At 59.5% G+C, this 18,598-nt stretch carries 15 protein-coding genes; 11 read left to right on the top strand and 4 right to left on the bottom strand.

Features of this window, described 5'->3' with window-relative positions:
- Positions 1 to 38: 38 nt before the first annotated feature.
- Together JOE39_RS13890 and JOE39_RS13895 are read right to left on the bottom strand one after the other, a co-directional pair.
- Positions 39 to 656, bottom strand: coding sequence for a TPM domain-containing protein (locus JOE39_RS13890; RefSeq protein WP_003395896.1), 618 nt, complete (start codon positions 654 to 656; stop codon positions 39 to 41).
- A 25-nt stretch (positions 657 to 681) separates the two neighbouring features.
- Positions 682 to 1,359 (bottom strand): TPM domain-containing protein, encoded by a 678-nt coding sequence (locus JOE39_RS13895; RefSeq protein WP_050511528.1) that lies wholly within the window; start codon positions 1,357 to 1,359, stop codon positions 682 to 684.
- 336 nt (positions 1,360 to 1,695) lie between these two features.
- Between JOE39_RS13895 and bglX the strand changes: the two genes are divergently transcribed.
- From bglX to JOE39_RS13930, 7 genes are all read left to right on the top strand, one after another.
- Positions 1,696 to 3,993, top strand: a complete 2,298-nt coding sequence (bglX, locus tag JOE39_RS13900; protein WP_003395900.1) for a beta-glucosidase BglX — start codon at positions 1,696 to 1,698, stop codon at positions 3,991 to 3,993.
- A gap of 69 nt (positions 3,994 to 4,062) precedes the next feature.
- Entirely contained in the window at positions 4,063 to 5,820 is a 1,758-nt protein-coding gene (locus JOE39_RS13905; RefSeq protein ID WP_096115837.1) for an ATP-binding protein, read from the top strand.
- A gap of 6 nt (positions 5,821 to 5,826) precedes the next feature.
- Positions 5,827 to 7,161: a sigma-54 dependent transcriptional regulator gene (locus JOE39_RS13910; RefSeq protein WP_003395903.1), complete on the top strand. Its 1,335-nt coding sequence runs from the start codon at positions 5,827 to 5,829 to the stop codon at positions 7,159 to 7,161.
- Between the two features lie 224 nt (positions 7,162 to 7,385).
- The gene (locus JOE39_RS13915; protein WP_210078629.1) at positions 7,386 to 9,761 is read left to right on the top strand and encodes a PAS domain-containing protein; all 2,376 of its coding nucleotides are present in this window, start codon (positions 7,386 to 7,388) and stop codon (positions 9,759 to 9,761) included.
- 166 nt (positions 9,762 to 9,927) lie between these two features.
- Entirely contained in the window at positions 9,928 to 11,622 is a 1,695-nt protein-coding gene (locus JOE39_RS13920; RefSeq protein ID WP_024683524.1) for a molecular chaperone HscC, read from the top strand.
- Complete coding sequence (locus tag JOE39_RS13925; protein ID WP_003395914.1) at positions 11,619 to 13,166, top strand: J domain-containing protein; 1,548 nt, start codon at positions 11,619 to 11,621, stop codon at positions 13,164 to 13,166. The genes JOE39_RS13920 and JOE39_RS13925 overlap by 4 nt, the downstream gene beginning before the upstream one ends.
- A gap of 216 nt (positions 13,167 to 13,382) precedes the next feature.
- Positions 13,383 to 14,708: an MFS transporter gene (locus tag JOE39_RS13930; protein WP_003395916.1), complete on the top strand. Its 1,326-nt coding sequence runs from the start codon at positions 13,383 to 13,385 to the stop codon at positions 14,706 to 14,708.
- A 219-nt stretch (positions 14,709 to 14,927) separates the two neighbouring features.
- Here JOE39_RS13930 and JOE39_RS13935 read toward each other — a convergent pair whose 3' ends face one another.
- Positions 14,928 to 15,122: a hypothetical protein gene (locus JOE39_RS13935; protein WP_161632679.1), complete on the bottom strand. Its 195-nt coding sequence runs from the start codon at positions 15,120 to 15,122 to the stop codon at positions 14,928 to 14,930.
- A 179-nt stretch (positions 15,123 to 15,301) separates the two neighbouring features.
- Between JOE39_RS13935 and JOE39_RS13940 the strand changes: the two genes are divergently transcribed.
- Together JOE39_RS13940 and JOE39_RS13945 are read left to right on the top strand one after the other, a co-directional pair.
- Positions 15,302 to 15,619 (top strand): hypothetical protein, encoded by a 318-nt coding sequence (locus JOE39_RS13940; protein ID WP_003395917.1) that lies wholly within the window; start codon positions 15,302 to 15,304, stop codon positions 15,617 to 15,619.
- Positions 15,620 to 15,764: 145 nt separating this feature from the next.
- Positions 15,765 to 16,388 (top strand): flavin reductase family protein, encoded by a 624-nt coding sequence (locus JOE39_RS13945; protein ID WP_003406312.1) that lies wholly within the window; start codon positions 15,765 to 15,767, stop codon positions 16,386 to 16,388.
- On the opposite strand, the gene JOE39_RS13950 is transcribed toward JOE39_RS13945, so the two are convergent.
- On the bottom strand, positions 16,389 to 16,628 hold the full coding sequence (locus JOE39_RS13950; protein WP_003406313.1) for a hypothetical protein: 240 nt from the start codon (positions 16,626 to 16,628) through the stop codon (positions 16,389 to 16,391).
- 164 nt (positions 16,629 to 16,792) lie between these two features.
- Here JOE39_RS13950 and JOE39_RS13955 point away from each other — a divergent pair, with 164 nt between their 5' ends.
- Positions 16,793 to 16,963, top strand: coding sequence for a hypothetical protein (locus JOE39_RS13955; protein ID WP_004416346.1), 171 nt, complete (start codon positions 16,793 to 16,795; stop codon positions 16,961 to 16,963).
- A gap of 127 nt (positions 16,964 to 17,090) precedes the next feature.
- On the top strand, positions 17,091 to 18,587 hold the full coding sequence (locus JOE39_RS13960; RefSeq protein ID WP_004389716.1) for an MDR family MFS transporter: 1,497 nt from the start codon (positions 17,091 to 17,093) through the stop codon (positions 18,585 to 18,587).
- The last annotated feature ends 11 nt before the right edge of the window (positions 18,588 to 18,598 follow it).

The raw sequence follows: 18,598 nt of genomic DNA on the forward strand, positions 1-18,598 counted from the left end.
AGGCAGGTGTCGTTGAACTCGACGCCTGCCTTTTGGCCTTACCCCAGCACCACCAGCCGATTGGGCAGCTCATTTCTGCCGTGGGTTACCGGAACGTGATCGGCAAGCAACTCGCCGCAGGCGTGAATACACCCCAGAAATCCCTGCAGAATCTGCCCGTCTCGAACCTGTTGAGTGAACACGTCGACCATCGCTTTCCAGGTGTCGTCGTGCAGACGACTGGCGATGCCATGATCGACCAGAATTTCGACATAACGCTCGGCCTCGCTGATAAACACCAGAATGCCGGTGCCGTCATGGGTCTTGTGCAGGTTCTGTTCGAGGAACTGCCGACGCGCAAGGTTGCCGGCCCGCCAGCGCCGCACCGAAAGCGGCACCAGCAACGCTGAGACCTTCGACAGGTGGCACACCAGCGCCACAATAATGAACGTGCTCATCTGCGCCAGCATCAACTCGTCCGCGCTCAGCCATTGAAGGCAGTAATTGATCGTGCCCGGCAGCAACAGACCGATCAGCCCGGCCCAGATCAGCGGCATGTAGGCATAGTCGTCAGCACGAGCGGCCAGCACCGTGACCAGCTCGGCGTCAGTGCGCTGCTCGACGCGGTCAATCGCTTCGGCAACCTGCCGCTGTTCGTCTTTGTTCAGTAAAGCCATGGTTCCCTCATTCCGAATCAATCAACTACCAGTTGCCTGAAGCACCGCCGCCGCCGAAACGTCCGCCACTGCGATCAGCGGCTCTTTCACGGGCAGGCCGGGTGGCGCCGCCGCGTCTGACACTGATGATTACAATCCCCAGCACGATGAGGGTCAACACGATTCCGATCAGCCAGACCTGGTCGTCATTGGTCTGCTCGTCAACTTCGGACATCTGTCTTTTCGGTTCAGGATAATCGGGTATCTGCCCGCCCAATGCCGCGATAACCGCGCGCGTACCGCGCTCTATACCGACGGCAAACCGGTTGTCGTCAAACTCGGGGGTCATCAGCATGTCGATGATCAGAGAGGCCTGGGCGTCATTGAGACGATCCTTCAGCACATCGCCGACCTCCATGAACACCTTGCGCTTGTCGCGATAGACCACCAGCAGAACACTGTCATCCTTGCCATGCAGCCCCAGGCCCCAGGCGTCACCGAGTCGAGAGCCGAACTCTTCGATGCTCGTGCCCTGCAGATCAGCGAGGGTTACGACCACCACCCGCTCCCCGGTCGCCTTTTCATGGGCGCTCAGAAGTCTGGCCAGACGAACCGTAGTCTGGCTGTCGAGCATTTGTGCGGCGTCCACCACACTGCCGGTCATCGGCGGAAAAACCAGTGCTGATGGCTCTGCCTCGGCACGCAATAACCCTCCCAACAGCATCACCACGTACAACAACCACTGTGAAACAGACTTCAAAATCCAGACCTCCGGTGTTTTTTTGAATCCATTGAAACGACGCGCCTTAGCCAAAACACAAGTTCCCCGGCATAATCCATCGCCAACACCTGATGCGGTCATTATTTGATCGAACAGGGTCTGTACAAAAATCAATCAAACCGCCATTTTCGTACACACCTTGGGGAGACTTCGTACAGTGAAGCGGATGGCAACTATCCTGGCATCCCGTGCGAACCATAACGCCAAAGGTCCATAACCCAAAAACTGGCTGTCGGACATTAAACGCGAGTTACTGACAAAAGCCTTGAGAAATCATTCATGAATAAGCTGTGTTTATTAGGTTTGCTGGTCGGTATGGCCAGTCAGTCGGTGATGGCCCAGAACGCTGCCGCCACGGACAATACAACGCTTCAGGCCAAGAATGCCTTCATCGGCAAACTCATGAAACAAATGACTCTGGACGAAAAGATCGGTCAGTTACGACTCATCAGTATCAGTTCGGAAATGCCACAGCCGCAAATTCTCAAGGAAATTGCCGCCGGAAGAATAGGCGGCACGTTCAACTCCATTACCCGTTCGGAAAATCGTCCGCTGCAGGAAGCCGCAGTCGCCAAGAGCCGTCTGAAAATTCCGATGTTCTTTGCCTATGACGTGGTTCACGGCCATCGCACGATTTTCCCGATCAGCCTGGGCATGGCCGCCAGCTGGGACATGGACGCCATCGCACTGATGGGCCGGGTCTCGGCCAAAGAGGCCAGTGCCGACAGTATCGACATGACCTTCGCCCCCATGGTGGATATTTCCCGCGACCCTCGCTGGGGCCGCAGTTCCGAAGGGTTCGGTGAAGACACCTACCTGGTGTCACGCATTTCCGATGTGATGGTCAGGTCCTTCCAGGGCAAGAACGTCGCAGCCAACGACAGCATCATGGCCGCCGTCAAACACTTCGCCCTGTATGGCGCGGTAGAAGGCGGACGCGACTACAACACCGTGGACATGAGCATGACGCGCATGTACCAGGACTACCTGCCGCCCTACAAGGCCGGCATCGATGCCGGCGCCGGCGGCATCATGGTCGCACTCAACTCGATCAACGGCGTCCCGTCGACCTCCAACAAATGGCTGATGCAGGACCTGTTGCGCAAGGACTGGGGCTTCAAGGGCGTGACCATCAGTGACCACGGCGCGCTCAAGGAGCTGATCGACCACGGCGTGGCCAAGGATTTCCGCGAGGCCGCCAAGCTGGCGATCAAGGCGGGCGTTGACCTGAGCATGAACGACGCGGCCTATGGCGAGCAGTTGCCCGGTCTGGTGAAGGACGGCGAGGTTTCCATGAAGGAAATCGACAGCGCCGTGCGTGAAGTGCTGGGTGCCAAGTACGACATGGGCCTGTTCGCCTCGCCTTACGGTCGCATCGGTGTCGCTGCCGAAGATCCGGCCGACACTTATTCCGATGACCGCCTGCACCGTGCCGAAGCTCGAGATGTGGCGCGCAAGACGCTGGTGCTGCTGAAAAACCAGAACGAGACACTGCCGCTGAAGAAGCAAGGCACCATCGCAGTGATCGGCGGACTGGCGCAAAGTCACCTCGACATGCTCGGCAGCTGGTCGGCAGCGGGTCGTCCCAACCAGTCGGTGACGGTGTATGAAGGGCTGGCCAACGCAGTCGGCGACAAGGCCAAGCTGGTTTACGCGCGCGGTGCCAACGTCAGTGACAACGAACACGTCCTCAACTACCTGAACTTCATCGAGAAGGAAGTAGAGATCGACCCGCGTCCGGCCCAGGAAATGATCGACGAAGCGGTCAAGGTCGCCGAGCAGGCCGATGTGATCGTTGCCGTGGTCGGCGAGTCGCGTGGCATGTCGCATGAATCGGCCAGCCGCAGCAGCCTGAACATTCCGGGCAAACAGCGCGACCTGATCAAGGCGCTCAAGGCCACTGGCAAACCACTGGTGCTGGTACTGATGAACGGCCGTCCGCTGGTTCTGGTCGACGAACAGGAACAGGCCGACGCCATGCTCGAAACCTGGTTCCCGGGCACCGAAGGCGGCAACGCAGTGGCTGATGTGCTGTTCGGCGACTACAACCCGTCGGGCAAGCTAGCCATGACGTTTCCTCGCTCGATCGGTCAACTGCCGGTCTACTATGCGCACCTGAACACCGGCCGTCCGTATCACGAAGGCAAGCCAGGCAACTACACCTCGCACTATTTCGAGGAGCCCAATGGCCCGCTGTACCCGTTCGGTTATGGTCTGAGCTACACCCAGTTCGACGTCTCGGACATCACGTTGTCGGACGCCAACATGACCCGCAAAGGCAAGCTGACTGCCAGTGTGACCGTGAAAAATACCGGCAAGGTTGCCGGTGCAACTGTTGTGCAGTTGTACCTGCATGACGTAGCGGCGTCGATCAGCCGTCCGGTAAAAGAACTGAAAAACTTCGAAAAAGTGATGCTCGAGCCCGGAGAAGAAAAAGTCGTGACCTTCACCCTCAGTGAAGACGACCTGAAGTTCTACAACACCGAGCTCAAGCACGTGGCAGAACCTGGCGAATTCAAGGTCATGATCGGCCTGGACTCGCAAGCAGTGAAAGAAGCGACCTTCAATCTGTTGTAAACCCTGCGCGTGGCGCGTTCGTGAGCATTCGCTCGGGAACGCGCCAGCAGGGTTCAATCAGGCTGCGACATGACGCTCAAGCATCGCTACTGGCGCATTACCCTGTACGTGCTGCTGATTCTGGCCGGTGCAGCCCTGTGCGCCGGGCTAGCGATGCGTCAGGCGCAGCGTCACGCAATGTCGGAAGATGCCGCACGTGCCGAAGGACAGCTGGCACTGTATGCCAATACCCTGCACACCCTGATCGAGCGCTATCGCGCCCTGCCCTCCGTGCTGGCGCTGGACCCGGAAATTCGTGCCGCGCTGAGCGGCCCGGTAACCGGTGAGGTGCAGAACGCACTCAACCTCAAGCTGGAAAAAATCAACAGCGCGGCTCATTCTTCGACGCTGGAGTTGCTCGACCGGCATGGTCTGGCGATTGGCGCGAGCAACTGGCGTACGCCCAATAGCTATGTCGGCCACAACTACGCTTTTCGACCCTACTTCCTGCAAACCCGCGCCAAGGGCACCGGGCGCTTTTATGCGGTCGGTGTGACCACCGGAATTCCGGGGTACTTTCTGTCCAGCGCGGTCTTGAACGATACCGGTGGGTTCATGGGGGCAATGGTCGTCAAACTGGAGTTCCCCAGCCTTGAGCAGGAATGGGATCAGGGTGAGGACCTGCTGCTGGTCAGCGATGAGAAAGGCATCGTATTTATCGCCAATCAACCAGGCTGGCGTTATCGCGAGCTGCTGCCGATCTCGATGGAAGACCGTGCCACACTGTTGCGCACCCGCCAGTACGACAAGCAGGTATTGTCACCGCTGCGCAGGCGGGTCATCGACAGCTTCAGCGAAAACAGCCATTTGAGCCGTGTCGACGGCCCGTACGGCACCACGGATTATCTCTGGCAGTCGCTGCCCCTTACCGACGAAAACTGGACCCTGCACCTGTTGCGCAAGCCGCCCCCCTCCAGTGAGGACGTTCGCAATGCAGGACTGGCCGCCGCAGGCATCTGGCTGGCGCTGGTATTTCTGAGCCTGTTTCTCTATCAGCGCTGGCGACTGGCGCGATTGAGGGAGCGCAACCGGGATGAACTTGAGCGCCTGGTGCAAGCGCGCACGCGTGATCTGCAAACCGCGCAGGACGGTCTGGTGCAGTCGGCCAAACTGGCGGCGCTGGGGCAGATGTCGGCAGCATTGGCCCACGAAATCAACCAGCCGCTAACCGCCCAGCGCATGCAACTGGCGACCCTGCGACTGCTGCTCGATCAGGGCCGCATCGATGAAGCCTGCAAAGCGCTGGTTCCCGTCGATCAGCAACTGACACGCATGGCCGCCTTGACCAGCCACCTGAAGACCTTCGCGCGCAAGAGCCCCAGCGGCCTGCGCGAGAGGCTGGACCTGGCCACGGTTGTCGATCAGGCTTTGCTGTTGCTTGACCCGCGCCTGCGCGAGGAACACGTCGACTGCGTCCTTCATCTGGCTCGCCCGGCATGGGTGCGCGGCGACGCCATCCGCCTGGAACAGGTAATGATAAACCTGCTGCGCAATGCCCTGGACGCCATGCGCGAGTGCCGCTCCAGGCATCTTGAAGTGCGTATCGACGCCGTCGACAACTATTGGCGGCTCAGCGTCAGGGACAACGGAAGCGGGATCGCCGCGGAAAATCTGCCAAGCATTTTCGATCCGTTCTTCACCACCAAACCGGTAGGCGACGGCCTGGGCCTTGGCCTGGCTGTGTCGTACGCCATCATTCATGAACTGGGCGGACAACTGACGGCGCAAAACCATGCGGACGGTGCCGAGTTCTGGTTCAGCTTGCCCAACGACTTTCTGGAGGCCTGACCCGGCATGTTGAATTCGGTCATCGTGGTAGACGACGAGGCGCCCATCCGGCAAGCCGTCGAACAATGGCTGACGCTGTCGGGGTTCGAGGTGCAAGTCTTCGCCCGCGCCGAAGAGTGCCTGGCCCACCTGCCTGAGCACTTCCCCGGCGTCGTGCTGACCGATGTGCGCATGCCAGGCATGAGCGGCCTGGAGCTGCTGACCCGATTGCAAGGCGCAGACCGCGACCTGCCGGTCATCCTCCTGACCGGCCATGGCGATGTGCCGATGGCCGTGGAGGCGATGCGCGAGGGGGCCTATGACTTTCTGGAAAAACCGTTCAGCCCGGAAACCTTGATCAGCAACCTGCGGCGCGCCCTCGAGAAACGCCAACTGGTGCTGGAAAACCGCCGCCTGCACGAGCAGGCCGATGCCAGAACCCGGCTGGACGCCACGCTGCTCGGCGTATCACCCGGCATGCAGACACTGCGCCGCCAGGTGCTGGAACTGGCGCAACTGCCGGTCAACGTGATCATTCGCGGGGAAACCGGCAGCGGCAAGGAACTGGTGGCGCGCTGCCTGCACGATTTCGGTCCGCGCGCCGCCAGACCTTTTGTTGCACTCAACTGCGCGGCCATCCCGGAACACCTGTTCGAAGCCGAGCTGTTCGGCCACGAAAGCGGCGCCTTCACCGGTGCGCAGGGCAAGCGCATCGGTCGCCTGGAGTATGCCGACGGCGGCACGGTGTTCCTCGATGAAATCGAGAGCATGCCGATGGCACAACAGGTCAAGCTGCTGCGCGTTCTGCAGGACAAGCGCCTTGAGCGGCTAGGCTCGAATCAGAGTATCGACGTCGATCTGCGAATCATTGCCGCGACCAAGCCTGATCTTCTCGAAGAGGCGCGTGCCGGGCGCTTCCGCGAAGATCTGGCCTACCGCCTCAACGTTGCCGAGCTACGCTTGCCGCCGCTGCGCGAGCGCCTTGAAGACATCGCGCAACTGTTCAGCCACTTCGCCCGCGCCGCCGCCGAACGCGTGGGCAGGGAACCGCCCGCGCTGGACGCAGCTCATCTGAGCCGCCTGCTGGGCCATGACTGGCCAGGCAACGTGCGCGAGCTGGCCAACGCCGCCGAACGGCAGGCTTTGGGTCTGGAGCACGCCCTGCCGCAATCTGATACCCAATCGGCAGGGCACTCGCTGGCGGCGCGTCAGGAAGCCTTCGAAGCACAATGCCTGCGCGCTTCGCTGGCCCGTCATAAAGGCGACATCAAGGCGGTGCTCAATGAGTTGCAACTGCCGCGGCGGACGCTGAACGAGAAGATGCAGCGCCATGCTCTGGTACGCGAAACGTTCCTTGAATGAGGGCTGCGCACATTCCGTACAGCTTGTTCCGGCGATAACCGAACATTTCCCGCAGCGCCGGGTCTGCATACTGTTCACGGCTATATGAGGTCGTGATGGCTGGATACTTGTGAGGCATAATGACATCATGCCCGCCTGATTACTCAGCTCACTTTGACAGTCCGAAAGATGGGGCATTTTCTACCGTGAATACTCCCCTCGACCTCCCCTTGGGAGGCGGCGAAATGGGTCGGTTTATCCGAGAGACGGACTGGTCGACGTCCGCGCTGGGACCGAAGCAAGCATGGCCCGCAGCGCTACTGTCTTCAATGAATCTGATGCTCAGTTGCCCGGACAGCATGTACCTGCTCTGGGGACCTGACTACACCCTGTTTTTCAATGACGCTTACTCTCAGGTCCTGCCGATTGCCGCCCGACAGGCGCAGGGGCAGCCCATTGCCTCGGTCTGGGGCGATGCCTGGGAAGCCGTGCGGCCGCTCGCCGAGCAGGCGCTGGCCGGACAAAGCCGCCGGTCTGACAATATTCAGCGCACCATCGTGCGCAATGGCAAGCCCGAGCAGACCTGGTGGTCGCTGTCCTATTCGCCGCTGTATGGCGATAGCGGCCTGATCGAAGGTGTGTTCTGCCGGGTCAACGAGACCACCTTGCAGGTCATGGCTGAAGTCCGTCAGTCGGAGAACGAAGCGTTCACCGACCGTGTGCTGTCGAGCATCAACGACTGCATCAAGGTGCTGGACCTCGATTCGCGCCTGACCTTCATGAGTGAAGGCGGTCAGCGGATCATGGAGGTCAGCGATTTCAATGCGATTCGCGGCTGTCCCTGGCCTGACTTCTGGCAGGACCAGGGCAATCTGGACGCCATCGCAGCGGTCGAAGCGGCGAAGGCGGGTCAGAACGCCAGCTTCACCGGCTCGGCGCAGACCCTGGCGGGCACCACCAAGTGGTGGCATGTACAGGTCAGCCCGATTTTCGGCAAGGACGGCAAACCGGAGAAGATTCTCTGTGTTTCCAGGGACATGACCCAGCTCAGAGACGCTGAAGAAGCCCTGCTGTCGCTCAACGAGACCCTTGAACAGCGGGTGGTCGAACGCACCCAGGACCGTGATCGCATCTGGCGGCTGTCGACCGACCTGATGCTGGTGGCGCAGTTCGACGGGATCATATCGGCAGTCAATCCGGCATGGACGCAAGCCCTCGGCTGGTCGGAAGAGCAACTGCTCGACAGCCAGTTTCTGGCACTGGTGCACCCTGAAGACGTGGACAGCACGCTGGCCGCCATGAGCGGGCTGGAGAGCGGCCGCACGATTCCGCACTTCAAGAATCGCTATCGTCATCAGGACGGCTCGTACCGGACCATCTCCTGGACTGCCGTTCCGGACAAGCAATTCATCCATGCCGTCGGCCGTGACATTCAGGCCGAGGAAGAGGCCAATGAAGCGCTGCGGCTTTCGCAGGACGCCCTGCATCAGGCGCAGAAGCTGGAAGCCATCGGTCAACTCACCGGCGGCGTGGCGCATGATTTCAACAACCTGCTGACCGTGATCCGCTCCTGCAGCGACCTGCTGAAGTCATCGAACCTTGAAGAGCACCGTCGTGTGAAGTACGTCGAGGCCATCTCCAGCACGGTCGACCGGGCCGCGCGCCTGACCGGCCAGCTGCTGGCGTTCGCCCGCCGTCAGGCCTTGCAGCCGGAAGTGTTCGATGTGTGCAAGAGTGTGGCGCGCATCGGCGAGATGATGGACACGCTGACCGGCGCCCGTATTCAGGTCAGCATCGACCTGCCTGCCGGACCGTGCTTTATCTTCGCCGACGGCAGCCAGTTCGATACTGCGCTGGTCAACATGGTGGTCAACGCCCGCGATGCAATGTCCGGCGCGGGTAAGCTGATCATAAAGGTTGAATGCGCTGCCCACTGCACTGCAGACCAGCCGGCCTCACACAGCGCGGGTGACTATGTAAAGGTATCGCTGACCGATACCGGCGCAGGTATTGCCAAGGAAAAACTGGGCCTGATCTTCGAACCGTTCTATACCACCAAGAGTGTCGGCCAGGGCACCGGGCTGGGTTTGTCGCAGGTATTCGGGTTTGCCAAGCAGTCGGGCGGTGAAGTGCTGGTTGAAAGCGAGCTGGGCAAAGGCAGCCGCTTCACCCTGTGCCTGCCCAGCGCACAGAGTCACGAAGTCGTCCAGGAAGACCATCACCACACGCTCACCCCATTGCCCGGGCTATGCGTGCTCATGGTCGAGGATAATCAGGACATCGGTACCTACACCCGCCCCATGCTTGAGCAACTGGGCTTTCAGGTGCTCTGGGTGAGCAGTGCCGCCGAAGCGCTGAAAGAGCTTTCCGGCAACCCGGAAAACTTCCATGTGGTGTTCTCGGATATCGCTATGCCGGGCATGAGTGGCCTGGAGCTGTACGCCGAAATCGAAGCGCGCTACCCGTGGATGCCGGTGGTTCTCACCACCGGGTACAGCACTGAGTTCGCGACGATCGCTCAGGACGAAACACATCGCTTCGACCTGTTGCAGAAACCCTATTCCAGAGACGATCTGGCGGCGATTCTGCACAAGGCCGTGAGCCGTAGCGGCGAACACTAAGGGGATGGATTCGCATCAATTCATCACGCCAGCGGATTCACTGATGCCTGATACGCATGAGTGAATCCCGGCACTACCGACGCATAAAACCAAGACAACACCGGTTGCCTTGATTCAGAATCACGCAAAACATCGCAACACTCTTAGAGCAGGGAGCATTTTCGAGATGATCGTCGGTATTGATCTGGGCACCACCAACAGCCTGGTGGCTGTATGGCGCGACGGCAGCAGCGAGCTGGTGACCAACGCATTGGGAGAAACACTCACCCCCAGCGTTGTCGGGCTGGACGACGACGGGCAGATCCTGGTCGGCAAGGCAGCCCGCGAACGCCTGCAGACACACCCGGAAAAAACCACCGCCCTGTTCAAGCGCTACATGGGCAGCGCCCAAGAAATTCGCCTGGGATCTGCTACTTACCGCCCCGAAGAGTTGTCATCGCTGGTGCTCAAAAGCCTGAAGGCTGATGTCGAGCGCGCGTTTGGCGAGCCTGTCACCGAAGCGGTGATCAGCGTCCCGGCCTATTTCAGCGACGCGCAGCGTAAAGCCACGCGTATCGCCGGGGAGCTGGCGGGGCTCAAGGTCGAGAAGCTCATCAACGAGCCAACAGCGGCGGCACTTGCGTATGGCCTTCACCAGAAGGAAGGCGAAACCTCGTTTCTGGTCTTCGACCTGGGTGGCGGTACCTTCGACATCTCGATCCTCGAACTTTTCGACGGCGTGATGGAAGTGCGTGCCAGCGCGGGCGACAACTTTCTGGGGGGTGAAGATTTCGATCAGGTCATGGTCGAGCACTTTGTGAACCTGCACCGCGATGAGCCGGACTTCCCGTCAACGGAGCTGATTGCCCCGGCCTTGCGGCGCGAAGCCGAGCGGGTGCGCAGGGCTTTGGGCCAGGACGGGAGTGCCGACTTCGTATTGCGTCACGCCGACAGGGAATGGCGAAAAACCATTACTCAAGAGCAAATGAGCGATTTTTATGCGCCCCTGCTCAACCGCCTTCGTGCGCCGGCCGAGCGTGCGCTTCGAGACGCGCGGATACGCGTCGCCGATCTGGATGAGATTCTGCTGGTGGGCGGCACCACGCGCATGCCACTGATCCGCAAGCTTGCCGCGAGCCTGTTCGGGCGCTTCCCTTCCATTGCACTCAATCCCGATGAGATCGTCGCTCAGGGCGCAGCGGTGCAGGCGGCACTCAAGCACCGGGACGCAGCGCTGGAGGAGATCGTCCTCACCGATGTGTGCCCTTACACACTGGGGATCGAGACCATCACGCAAGTTGGCAATCGCTATGAAAGCGGTCATTACCTGCCCATTATCGAACGCAACAGTGTCGTACCGGTCAGCCGGGTAAAAACGGTCCAGACCGTCAGTGATGATCAAGAGCACGTTATGGTGCGGATCTTTCAAGGCGAAAGCCGCATGGTCAAGGACAACATCGCCCTGGGCGAGCTCATTATCCCGATCCCCAAGGCGAAGGCCGGCGAAGTGGCGCTGGATGTGCGTTTTACCTATGACAACAACGGCCTGCTGGAGGCCGACGTGATGACACAGTTGACCGGGGAACGTCACAAGCTGGTCATCGAAAACAACCCAGGCGTGATGACGCCTGATGAAATACAGGAACGCCTTCAGGTACTTGAAGCGCTCAAAGTCCATCCGCGCGAACAGCAGGCCAATACTCATCTGATCGCCAGACTTGAACGCCTGTATCAGGAATGCCTGGGCAGCGATCGAGAACTTATCGATCACTGGACCACCCAGTTCCAGCATGTGCTGGAGACGCAGGACGAGCGGCAGATCAGCGAAATTCGCAAGCAACTCAAACAGGAAGTCGACACGTTCGAGCAGGGCGCAAGATGATCGACTGTTGGTCCGTACTTGAGCTGAATAACGATGCCGACGAGCGCAGCATCAAACGCCAATATGCCCGGTTACTGAAGGTCAACCGCCCAGATGAAGACCCGGTAGCCTTCCAGAATCTGCGTGATGCCTATGAAGAGGCGCTGCAGTTGGCACGATCGCGCGCAGATGAAGACGACCAGCCTGTCATGCTGCGCCAGCCCTTGCGTGAGCCCTTGCCTGCCCCGCTTCTGACAACGACCGTTATCGAGCAGTCCGATGGCATGGACTGGCTTCAACAGGTCAGGCAAACCACAGCGCAGAACCTGCCCGAGCAACAGCAGCTCGCCATGGAGCATGGACAGGCGGAGCGCTTTCAACAACTGTTGCTGCTGGAGTGCCTGAACGACTCGGCGCGTCGCGTCGAATTGATCAAAGCTGCATTTCAGCATCTGCGCTGGCTGACGGTATGGCAAAGCATTCATATCAGCAGCTACCAGCAGCACGCCTTGGCCGAGGCGATATTGCGCGAGGCGTTCGAAGCGTTCAGCGCACTCATCGAGAGCGGGCAGCATGAGCGCTTCATTGAAGAACTTCAGACGCTGGAGCAGCAGCCCTGGCTGACAGAGCTGGAGCGTCGCGAGCATTTGCAATGCAGGTGCATGGTCTTGCTGATTGCCAGCCACCATGTGACCTCTGACCTGCTGGAACAGACGCGCGCGGTATTTGGCTGGAACCTGCAGCAAAACCTTCACCCCGGTCCTGAAGACCTTTGGCAGACACTGCGCCAGCGATACGAAGAAGTGGAGTACGCCGAGCATCTGCAACGCCTGCTCGATGCCAAACCGAGTACTGCCGAAGGCAAGGCCGCGCACTTGATGTTCAAGCCGCCACGTCTGGCTGCGCGGATCCGTACCGCAGTCAAGCAAGACGCTTCGGTGTGGAACGCCTGCGCGCATATTCAGGAGCAGTTGACCGTCCACTACCCCGACGTCCTCAAGCGCTACCCCGAAGCAGACCTGAATGCCTGGAAACTCATGCGTGAGCAGAGCGACTTCACGCCGCTCATCTGGGTCTACATCGGCGCGTTTCTGCTGGCGTTGCTGGCGCCTCCACTAGCGCCTGAAGGCACGGAATACAATCCGGGAACGCGGGTCCTCGTGCTGTTCCTGACACCGCTCTGGACAACCGTCGGCTTCTTCATCTTTATCTGCGTATGGCGTCCGCTGATGATTCTGGCAGAGCCTGCCGATGCCTGGCTGAGCAGCAAGTTACTGCCCAAGGTGCTGAGCTGGCCCGGTGCCCAGGCGCTGGTCTTGCGGCATGGCCTTCCGTTTTTGTTTCTAGGCCTTGTCCATGTGCTCGACGGCCCGCGCACGCTGCTGGTTTATCTGCTGCTGGCGGTGCTGTGGGTCGCCCTGTCGCCCTATCGCTACCTGTTTCAGACAGCGCCTGCCCGGCAGAAGATTCGACAGTTTTATGCAAGACACACGGTCATGGTGATCATTGGCACGCTGAGCATCGTCATGGCGGCGCTGTTGATCTCCTCTAAAATGAGCGCTTGAGCGGTCTTCTGTCGGCAATCGACCAGAACACCCTACGGCGAGCGTTCCCATCGGCAAGAATCCGCTTACTCCAGCCGTGCAGATAAGCGGATTCTTGCTCATCAAAGTCGCCCGACCGCTCTAGAACAAGCCCTCATGGTCTGGCACAGCTCCTGCTATGTAACACGCAGGGCATCGAATGCCTCCTTCCAAAAATAATGAAAAACAAGGAACACCATGGAAACTTCCAATCCCGCCTCCCATGGGTCGGCTGCTACTGCCGCTGGCCAGAAAACCACCTCCAGCCGTCTCAAATCGATTTTCAGTGGTTCGGTCGGCAACATGGTCGAGTGGTACGACTGGTACGTCTACGCCGCCTTCTCGCTGTACTTCGCCAAAGCCTTCTTTCCCAAGGGCGACACCACCGCCCAGTTGCTCAACACCGCTGCGATCTTTGCCGTCGGCTTTCTGATGCGGCCTATCGGTGGCTGGCTGATGGGGCTTTACGCTGACTACAAAGGCCGCAAGGCTGCACTGATGGCCTCGGTGCTGCTGATGTGCTTCGGCTCGCTGATCATTGCCCTGACGCCAGGCTATGAAAGCATCGGCGTCGGTGCTCCGATCCTGCTGGTGTTTGCCCGCTTGCTGCAGGGGCTGTCTGTCGGCGGTGAATACGGCACGTCCGCCACCTACCTCAGCGAAATGGCCACCAAGGAACGTCGAGGCTTCTTCTCCAGCTTTCAGTACGTCACGCTGATTTCCGGCCAGCTCATCGCGCTGGGCGTGCTGATCGTTCTGCAACAGACGCTGACCACGGAGCAATTGTATGCCTGGGGCTGGCGTATCCCGTTCGTCATCGGTGCACTGTGCGCAATCGTCGCGCTGTTCCTGCGTCGCGGCATGGAAGAAACCGAGTCGTTCACGCGCAAGAAGAAGGAAAAGCCCAAGGAAAGCCTGATGCGCACGCTGATGCGTCATCCCAAGGAACTGATGACCGTCGTGGGTCTGACCATGGGCGGGACGCTGGCTTTTTACACTTACACCACTTATATGCAGAAGTATCTGGTCAACACCGTCGGCATGAGCATCACCGACTCGACGTCGATATCAGCGGCGACGCTGTTTCTGTTCATGCTGTTGCAGCCGGTGGTCGGTGCGCTGTCCGACAAGATCGGGCGTCGTCCGATCCTGATTGCGTTCGGCGTGCTGGGAACGCTGTGTACCGTACCGATCCTGACCACGCTGCATACCATTCAGACATGGTGGGGTGCGTTCTTCCTGATCATGGCGGCACTGATCATTGTCAGCGGCTACACCTCGATCAACGCAGTGGTGAAGGCAGAGCTGTTTCCGACCGAGATCCGCGCGCTGGGCGTCGGCCTGCCTTACGCCCTGACAGTATCGATCTTCGGCGGCACTGCGGAATACATCGCGCTGTGGTTCAAGAGCATCGGTATGGAGACCGGTTACTACTGGTACGTCACTGCCTGTATTGCCTGCTCGCTGCTGGTGTATGTGTTCATGAAAGACACGCGCAAGCACTCGCGTATCGAAACTGACTGATAAGGATTGCGACGATTCTCGTGCCCAGGCTCCGCTCTCATCGTTATATACAAATCTCGTGGGAGCGAGCTTGCTCGCGAAGAGGCCGGTACAGTCTCCAGAAATAGAGCGTTATGACTGACTCTTCGTGAGCAATGGGGATCGCCGCCCCGTTCACTCCATTTTTCGGGCTTATCGAGACGTGTGTATAACGCTGAGGACTCCGCGCAGGCAGAAGAGTCATTCAGGCTCACTTACAACGATCAATATCATCGCCCGCATTGATACATCAACCGCTACAAAACAATCCATTACATGCAGCACCTGCAACAGAGTGTTACAGGGCGGTGCGCTATTTAGCCAACTTTTAGCAATAACCGCTTGAATGAACTGCACTTTTAACTTGTCAAGAGCCTTTATTACAAGACTTTTCAAGAATTGCACCACAATAATGCAACCCCCGCTGAAAGGCCCGAAATCAGAGCATCACAGCCAACTATCATTTTCAGCGATGATCGCTAGCAATCCTATTAACTTCTTAATAATCCGCTGGCGCGTAGCATTGCCTCCATACCGGGATGACAACTCACCCGACACGCATTGGAGACATCATCATGAAAACCAACACACTGATCTTTGGCCTGGCTATCTCTGTTCTGGCTTCGAGCGCATTTGCACTTCCAGCCACCAACGTTCAGAGCGACCTGTCCAGCACCACCCTCGTTGCTGAAGGCGGCACCAAACACACTAACGTCGGCTCGATCCGTGTATCTGCGGACGGCGCAGATCATGTCGGTGCCAACCGTCTCGCCGCTGATGGCGCAGACCGCGTCGGTGCCAACCGTCAGGCTGCCGATGGTGCAGACCACGTCGGTGCCAATCGTCTTGCTGCAGACGGTGCAGATCGCGTAGGCGCCAATCGTCTGGGCTGATCGCTCACGCAACACCCCCAAAGCCCGGCTGATGTCGGGCTTCTTCATGTCTGGCTCAGAATGAAACACGCACGCCCCTCTGGCATCCTCTGCAAATGCGCAGCACTATGCTGACATCCACTATTGAGCCCATCAGGAACCGAGCATGTCAGACGCTATTCACTCCTACGAGCCATCCAAGGGTCACGGCCTGCCGCACGACCCGTTCAACGCGATTGTAGGCCCACGCCCGATTGGCTGGATTTCGTCGCAGGATGCCAACGGCAAACTCAACCTGGCACCTTACAGCTTCTTCAACGCGTTCAACTACGTGCCGCCGATCATCGGCTTCTGCAGCGTGGGTCGCAAAGACAGCCTCAATAATATCGAGCAAACCGGCGAGTTCGTCTGGAACCTGGCGACCCGCTCGCTGGCCGAAGCCATGAACCAGAGCTGCGCGCCGGTGGCGCCGGACGTCAGCGAATTCGAACTGGCAAACCTGACCCCACTGGCCTCGCAGATCGTCTCGGTGCCGCGTGTACTCGAAACGCCGGTGTCGTTCGAGTGCAAGGTCACACAGATCATTCAGTTGCAGCGTGCCGACAAGGAGTTGGTGCCAAGCTGGTTGATTCTCGGCGAAGTGGTGGCGGTGCATATCGACAAGTCGCTGCTCAAGGACGGCGTTTACGACACTGCCGCCGCCGAGCCGATTCTGCGCGGCGGCGGCCCGGCGGATTACTTCCAGCTCGGCCCGGAAGCGCTGTTCAAGATGTTCCGCCCAGGCGCCTGATCAGGCGTCAGCCCACACCGGTTCGCCCTCTGCATCGATATCGACCAGCCGCTGCAGCTCTTGCACAGCGGCCAGGTCGGCATCATCGGCGGTCTTGAATTTCTGGTCCGGCAGCAGCGCATGGAAGCGCGGTGCGCCGCCGGCGCCCAGCGCCTTTACGGCAATCGCCGCGTTATACCCCTGCTCGGACGGCATGACTGCCGAGACCACTTCAAACCCGTTGTATTCCTTGCGTGCCATGTCTCTCAACCCTGCCAATACGTCAAAGCGCGAATTCTAGCGCGTCTTTCGGCTCGTCCGACACGCGGCATGCAGCGATAAAGCCGCCGACGCAAAACCCAACCTTGTCCTACACTCTAATCAGTCCTTTCAAACTGCTCTGTAGCCGAGGTAAGGAGTGCGTCATGAAAGCAATAACAAGAAAGTGCATGGTTGTCGCAGGAGCTCTGGCGGTATTGGCTGTCTACAGCGCCGGTGCCTATCGTAACGAACTGGCGCGCCAGGCCCCCTATGTTTCCAGCTGTACGTTTGGCCATTGCGTGCCAACCGATGCAACCTTCAGCGCCTTGCGATGAGACTCGCGCCGCGTGAATCGCATTGCCATTGCACAAAGGCAGCTATCGATTAGCAAGCTATCGGATTAGACTGGCCAGACTCTCCCGCCACACTTGCGGCGGGTCAACACTGCCATCAGGTTTTGCCTTGACCAGTCTTAATCAAACGCCTCCGGCCATCCGCAGCATCCTGTTTGCGTTGATGATGGCAGTCCTGCTCAGCGCGCTGGACCAAACCATCGTCGCGGTGTCGATGCCCGCCATTTCTGCGCAATTCAGGGATATCGATCTCCTGGCCTGGGTGATATCCGCCTACATGGTGTCGCTGACCGTGGCCGTGCCGATCTACGGCAAGCTCGGCGATCTTTACGGGCGACGTAAACTGATGCTGTTCGGGCTGGGGATTTTTACCCTGGCTTCGCTGTTCTGTGGCCTGGCGCAGAGCATGGAACAACTGGTGCTGGCGCGCGTTCTTCAAGGTATCGGCGCCGGCGGGATGGTTTCGGTCAGCCAGGCGATCATCGCCGACATCGTTCCACCTCGCGAGCGCGGCCGTTATCAGGGTTACTTCAGCAGCATGTACGCCGTGGCCAGCGTCGCCGGGCCGGTACTCGGTGGCCTGATGACCGAATACCTGTCCTGGCGCTGGGTGTTCCTGATCAATCTGCCTCTGGGAGCAGCCGCGCTGATCGTCGCGTATCGGACCCTCGTCGGCCTGCCAGTCCCGCAACGCAAGCCGATTATCGATTACCTGGGTACCGTGCTAATGATCATCGGCCTGACAGCGCTGCTGCTGGGGATTACCGAAATTGGCCAGGGGCATGGTCTGGGCGACACCGAGGTTCAGTTGTTACTGGGCACGGCCCTGCTGACACTGGCCATTTTCGTCTGGTACGAACGTCGCACAGCCGAACCCTTGCTGCCCATGCATCTGTTCACCAACAAGAGTGCCGTGCTGTGCTGGTGCACCGTGTTCTTCACCAGTTTTCAGGCCATTTCCCTGATTGTTCTGATGCCGCTGCGTTATCAGACCGTTACCGGGGGCGGCGCAGACAGCGCCGCCCTGCACTTGCTTCCACTGGCTATCGGCATGCCGATGGGTGCCTATTTCGCCGGGCGACGCACCGCGCATACCGGGCGTTACAAGCCACTGATCCTGACCGGTGCGCTGTTGATGCCGGTTGCGATTCTGGGCATGGCCTTCACGCCGCCGCAATCGCTGATAGTGATGAGCCTGTTCATGATCCTCACCGGTGTTGCGACCGGTATGCAGTTCCCCACCTCATTGGTCGGCACCCAGAATTCGGTTCAGCTCCGGGATATGGGCGTGGCCACCAGTACGACCAATCTGTTCCGCTCACTGGGTGGTGCAGTGGGCGTGGCACTGATGTCGGCGCTGCTGTTGGCCATGTTGCAACACACCGGAGTCGGCCAACTCGGCGCAGGAGCACTGGGTGGCGAAGGCGGCTCCGGCAATGTCCTGCTCGACAGCCTTAACGCGGCAACCGGCCCGGCGCTGGAAACTCTGCGCGCCGAACTGGCAGTGACCTTCAGAAACCTGCTGATCACCAGTGCGGCCATTTCGTTGCTCGGTCTTGCGGCAGCCGCGGTGATGCCCAATACGTTGCTGCGAGGACGGGACTGATCGGCCTTTCA

The sequence above is a fragment of the Pseudomonas sp. PvP100 genome (assembly GCF_017833055.1).
In the GTDB taxonomy this organism is placed as follows: Bacteria; Pseudomonadota; Gammaproteobacteria; order Pseudomonadales; family Pseudomonadaceae; genus Aquipseudomonas; species Aquipseudomonas syringae.

Excerpts from the sequence above, each read along its gene's own strand:
- JOE39_RS13890 (WP_003395896.1), bottom strand. The coding sequence starts at position 656 with ATGGCTTTACTGAACAAAGACGAACAGCGGCAGGTTGCCGAAGCGATT.
- JOE39_RS13895 (WP_050511528.1), bottom strand. The coding sequence starts at position 1,359 with ATGCTGTTGGGAGGGTTATTGCGTGCCGAGGCAGAGCCATCAGCACTG.
- bglX (WP_003395900.1), top strand. The coding sequence starts at position 1,696 with ATGAATAAGCTGTGTTTATTAGGTTTGCTGGTCGGTATGGCCAGTCAG.
- JOE39_RS13905 (WP_096115837.1), top strand. The coding sequence starts at position 4,063 with ATGACGCTCAAGCATCGCTACTGGCGCATTACCCTGTACGTGCTGCTG.
- JOE39_RS13910 (WP_003395903.1), top strand. The coding sequence starts at position 5,827 with ATGTTGAATTCGGTCATCGTGGTAGACGACGAGGCGCCCATCCGGCAA.
- JOE39_RS13915 (WP_210078629.1), top strand. The coding sequence starts at position 7,386 with ATGGGTCGGTTTATCCGAGAGACGGACTGGTCGACGTCCGCGCTGGGA.
- JOE39_RS13920 (WP_024683524.1), top strand. The coding sequence starts at position 9,928 with ATGATCGTCGGTATTGATCTGGGCACCACCAACAGCCTGGTGGCTGTA.
- JOE39_RS13925 (WP_003395914.1), top strand. The coding sequence starts at position 11,619 with ATGATCGACTGTTGGTCCGTACTTGAGCTGAATAACGATGCCGACGAG.
- JOE39_RS13930 (WP_003395916.1), top strand. The coding sequence starts at position 13,383 with ATGGAAACTTCCAATCCCGCCTCCCATGGGTCGGCTGCTACTGCCGCT.
- JOE39_RS13940 (WP_003395917.1), top strand. The coding sequence starts at position 15,302 with ATGAAAACCAACACACTGATCTTTGGCCTGGCTATCTCTGTTCTGGCT.
- JOE39_RS13945 (WP_003406312.1), top strand. The coding sequence starts at position 15,765 with ATGTCAGACGCTATTCACTCCTACGAGCCATCCAAGGGTCACGGCCTG.
- JOE39_RS13950 (WP_003406313.1), bottom strand. The coding sequence starts at position 16,628 with ATGGCACGCAAGGAATACAACGGGTTTGAAGTGGTCTCGGCAGTCATG.
- JOE39_RS13955 (WP_004416346.1), top strand. The coding sequence starts at position 16,793 with ATGAAAGCAATAACAAGAAAGTGCATGGTTGTCGCAGGAGCTCTGGCG.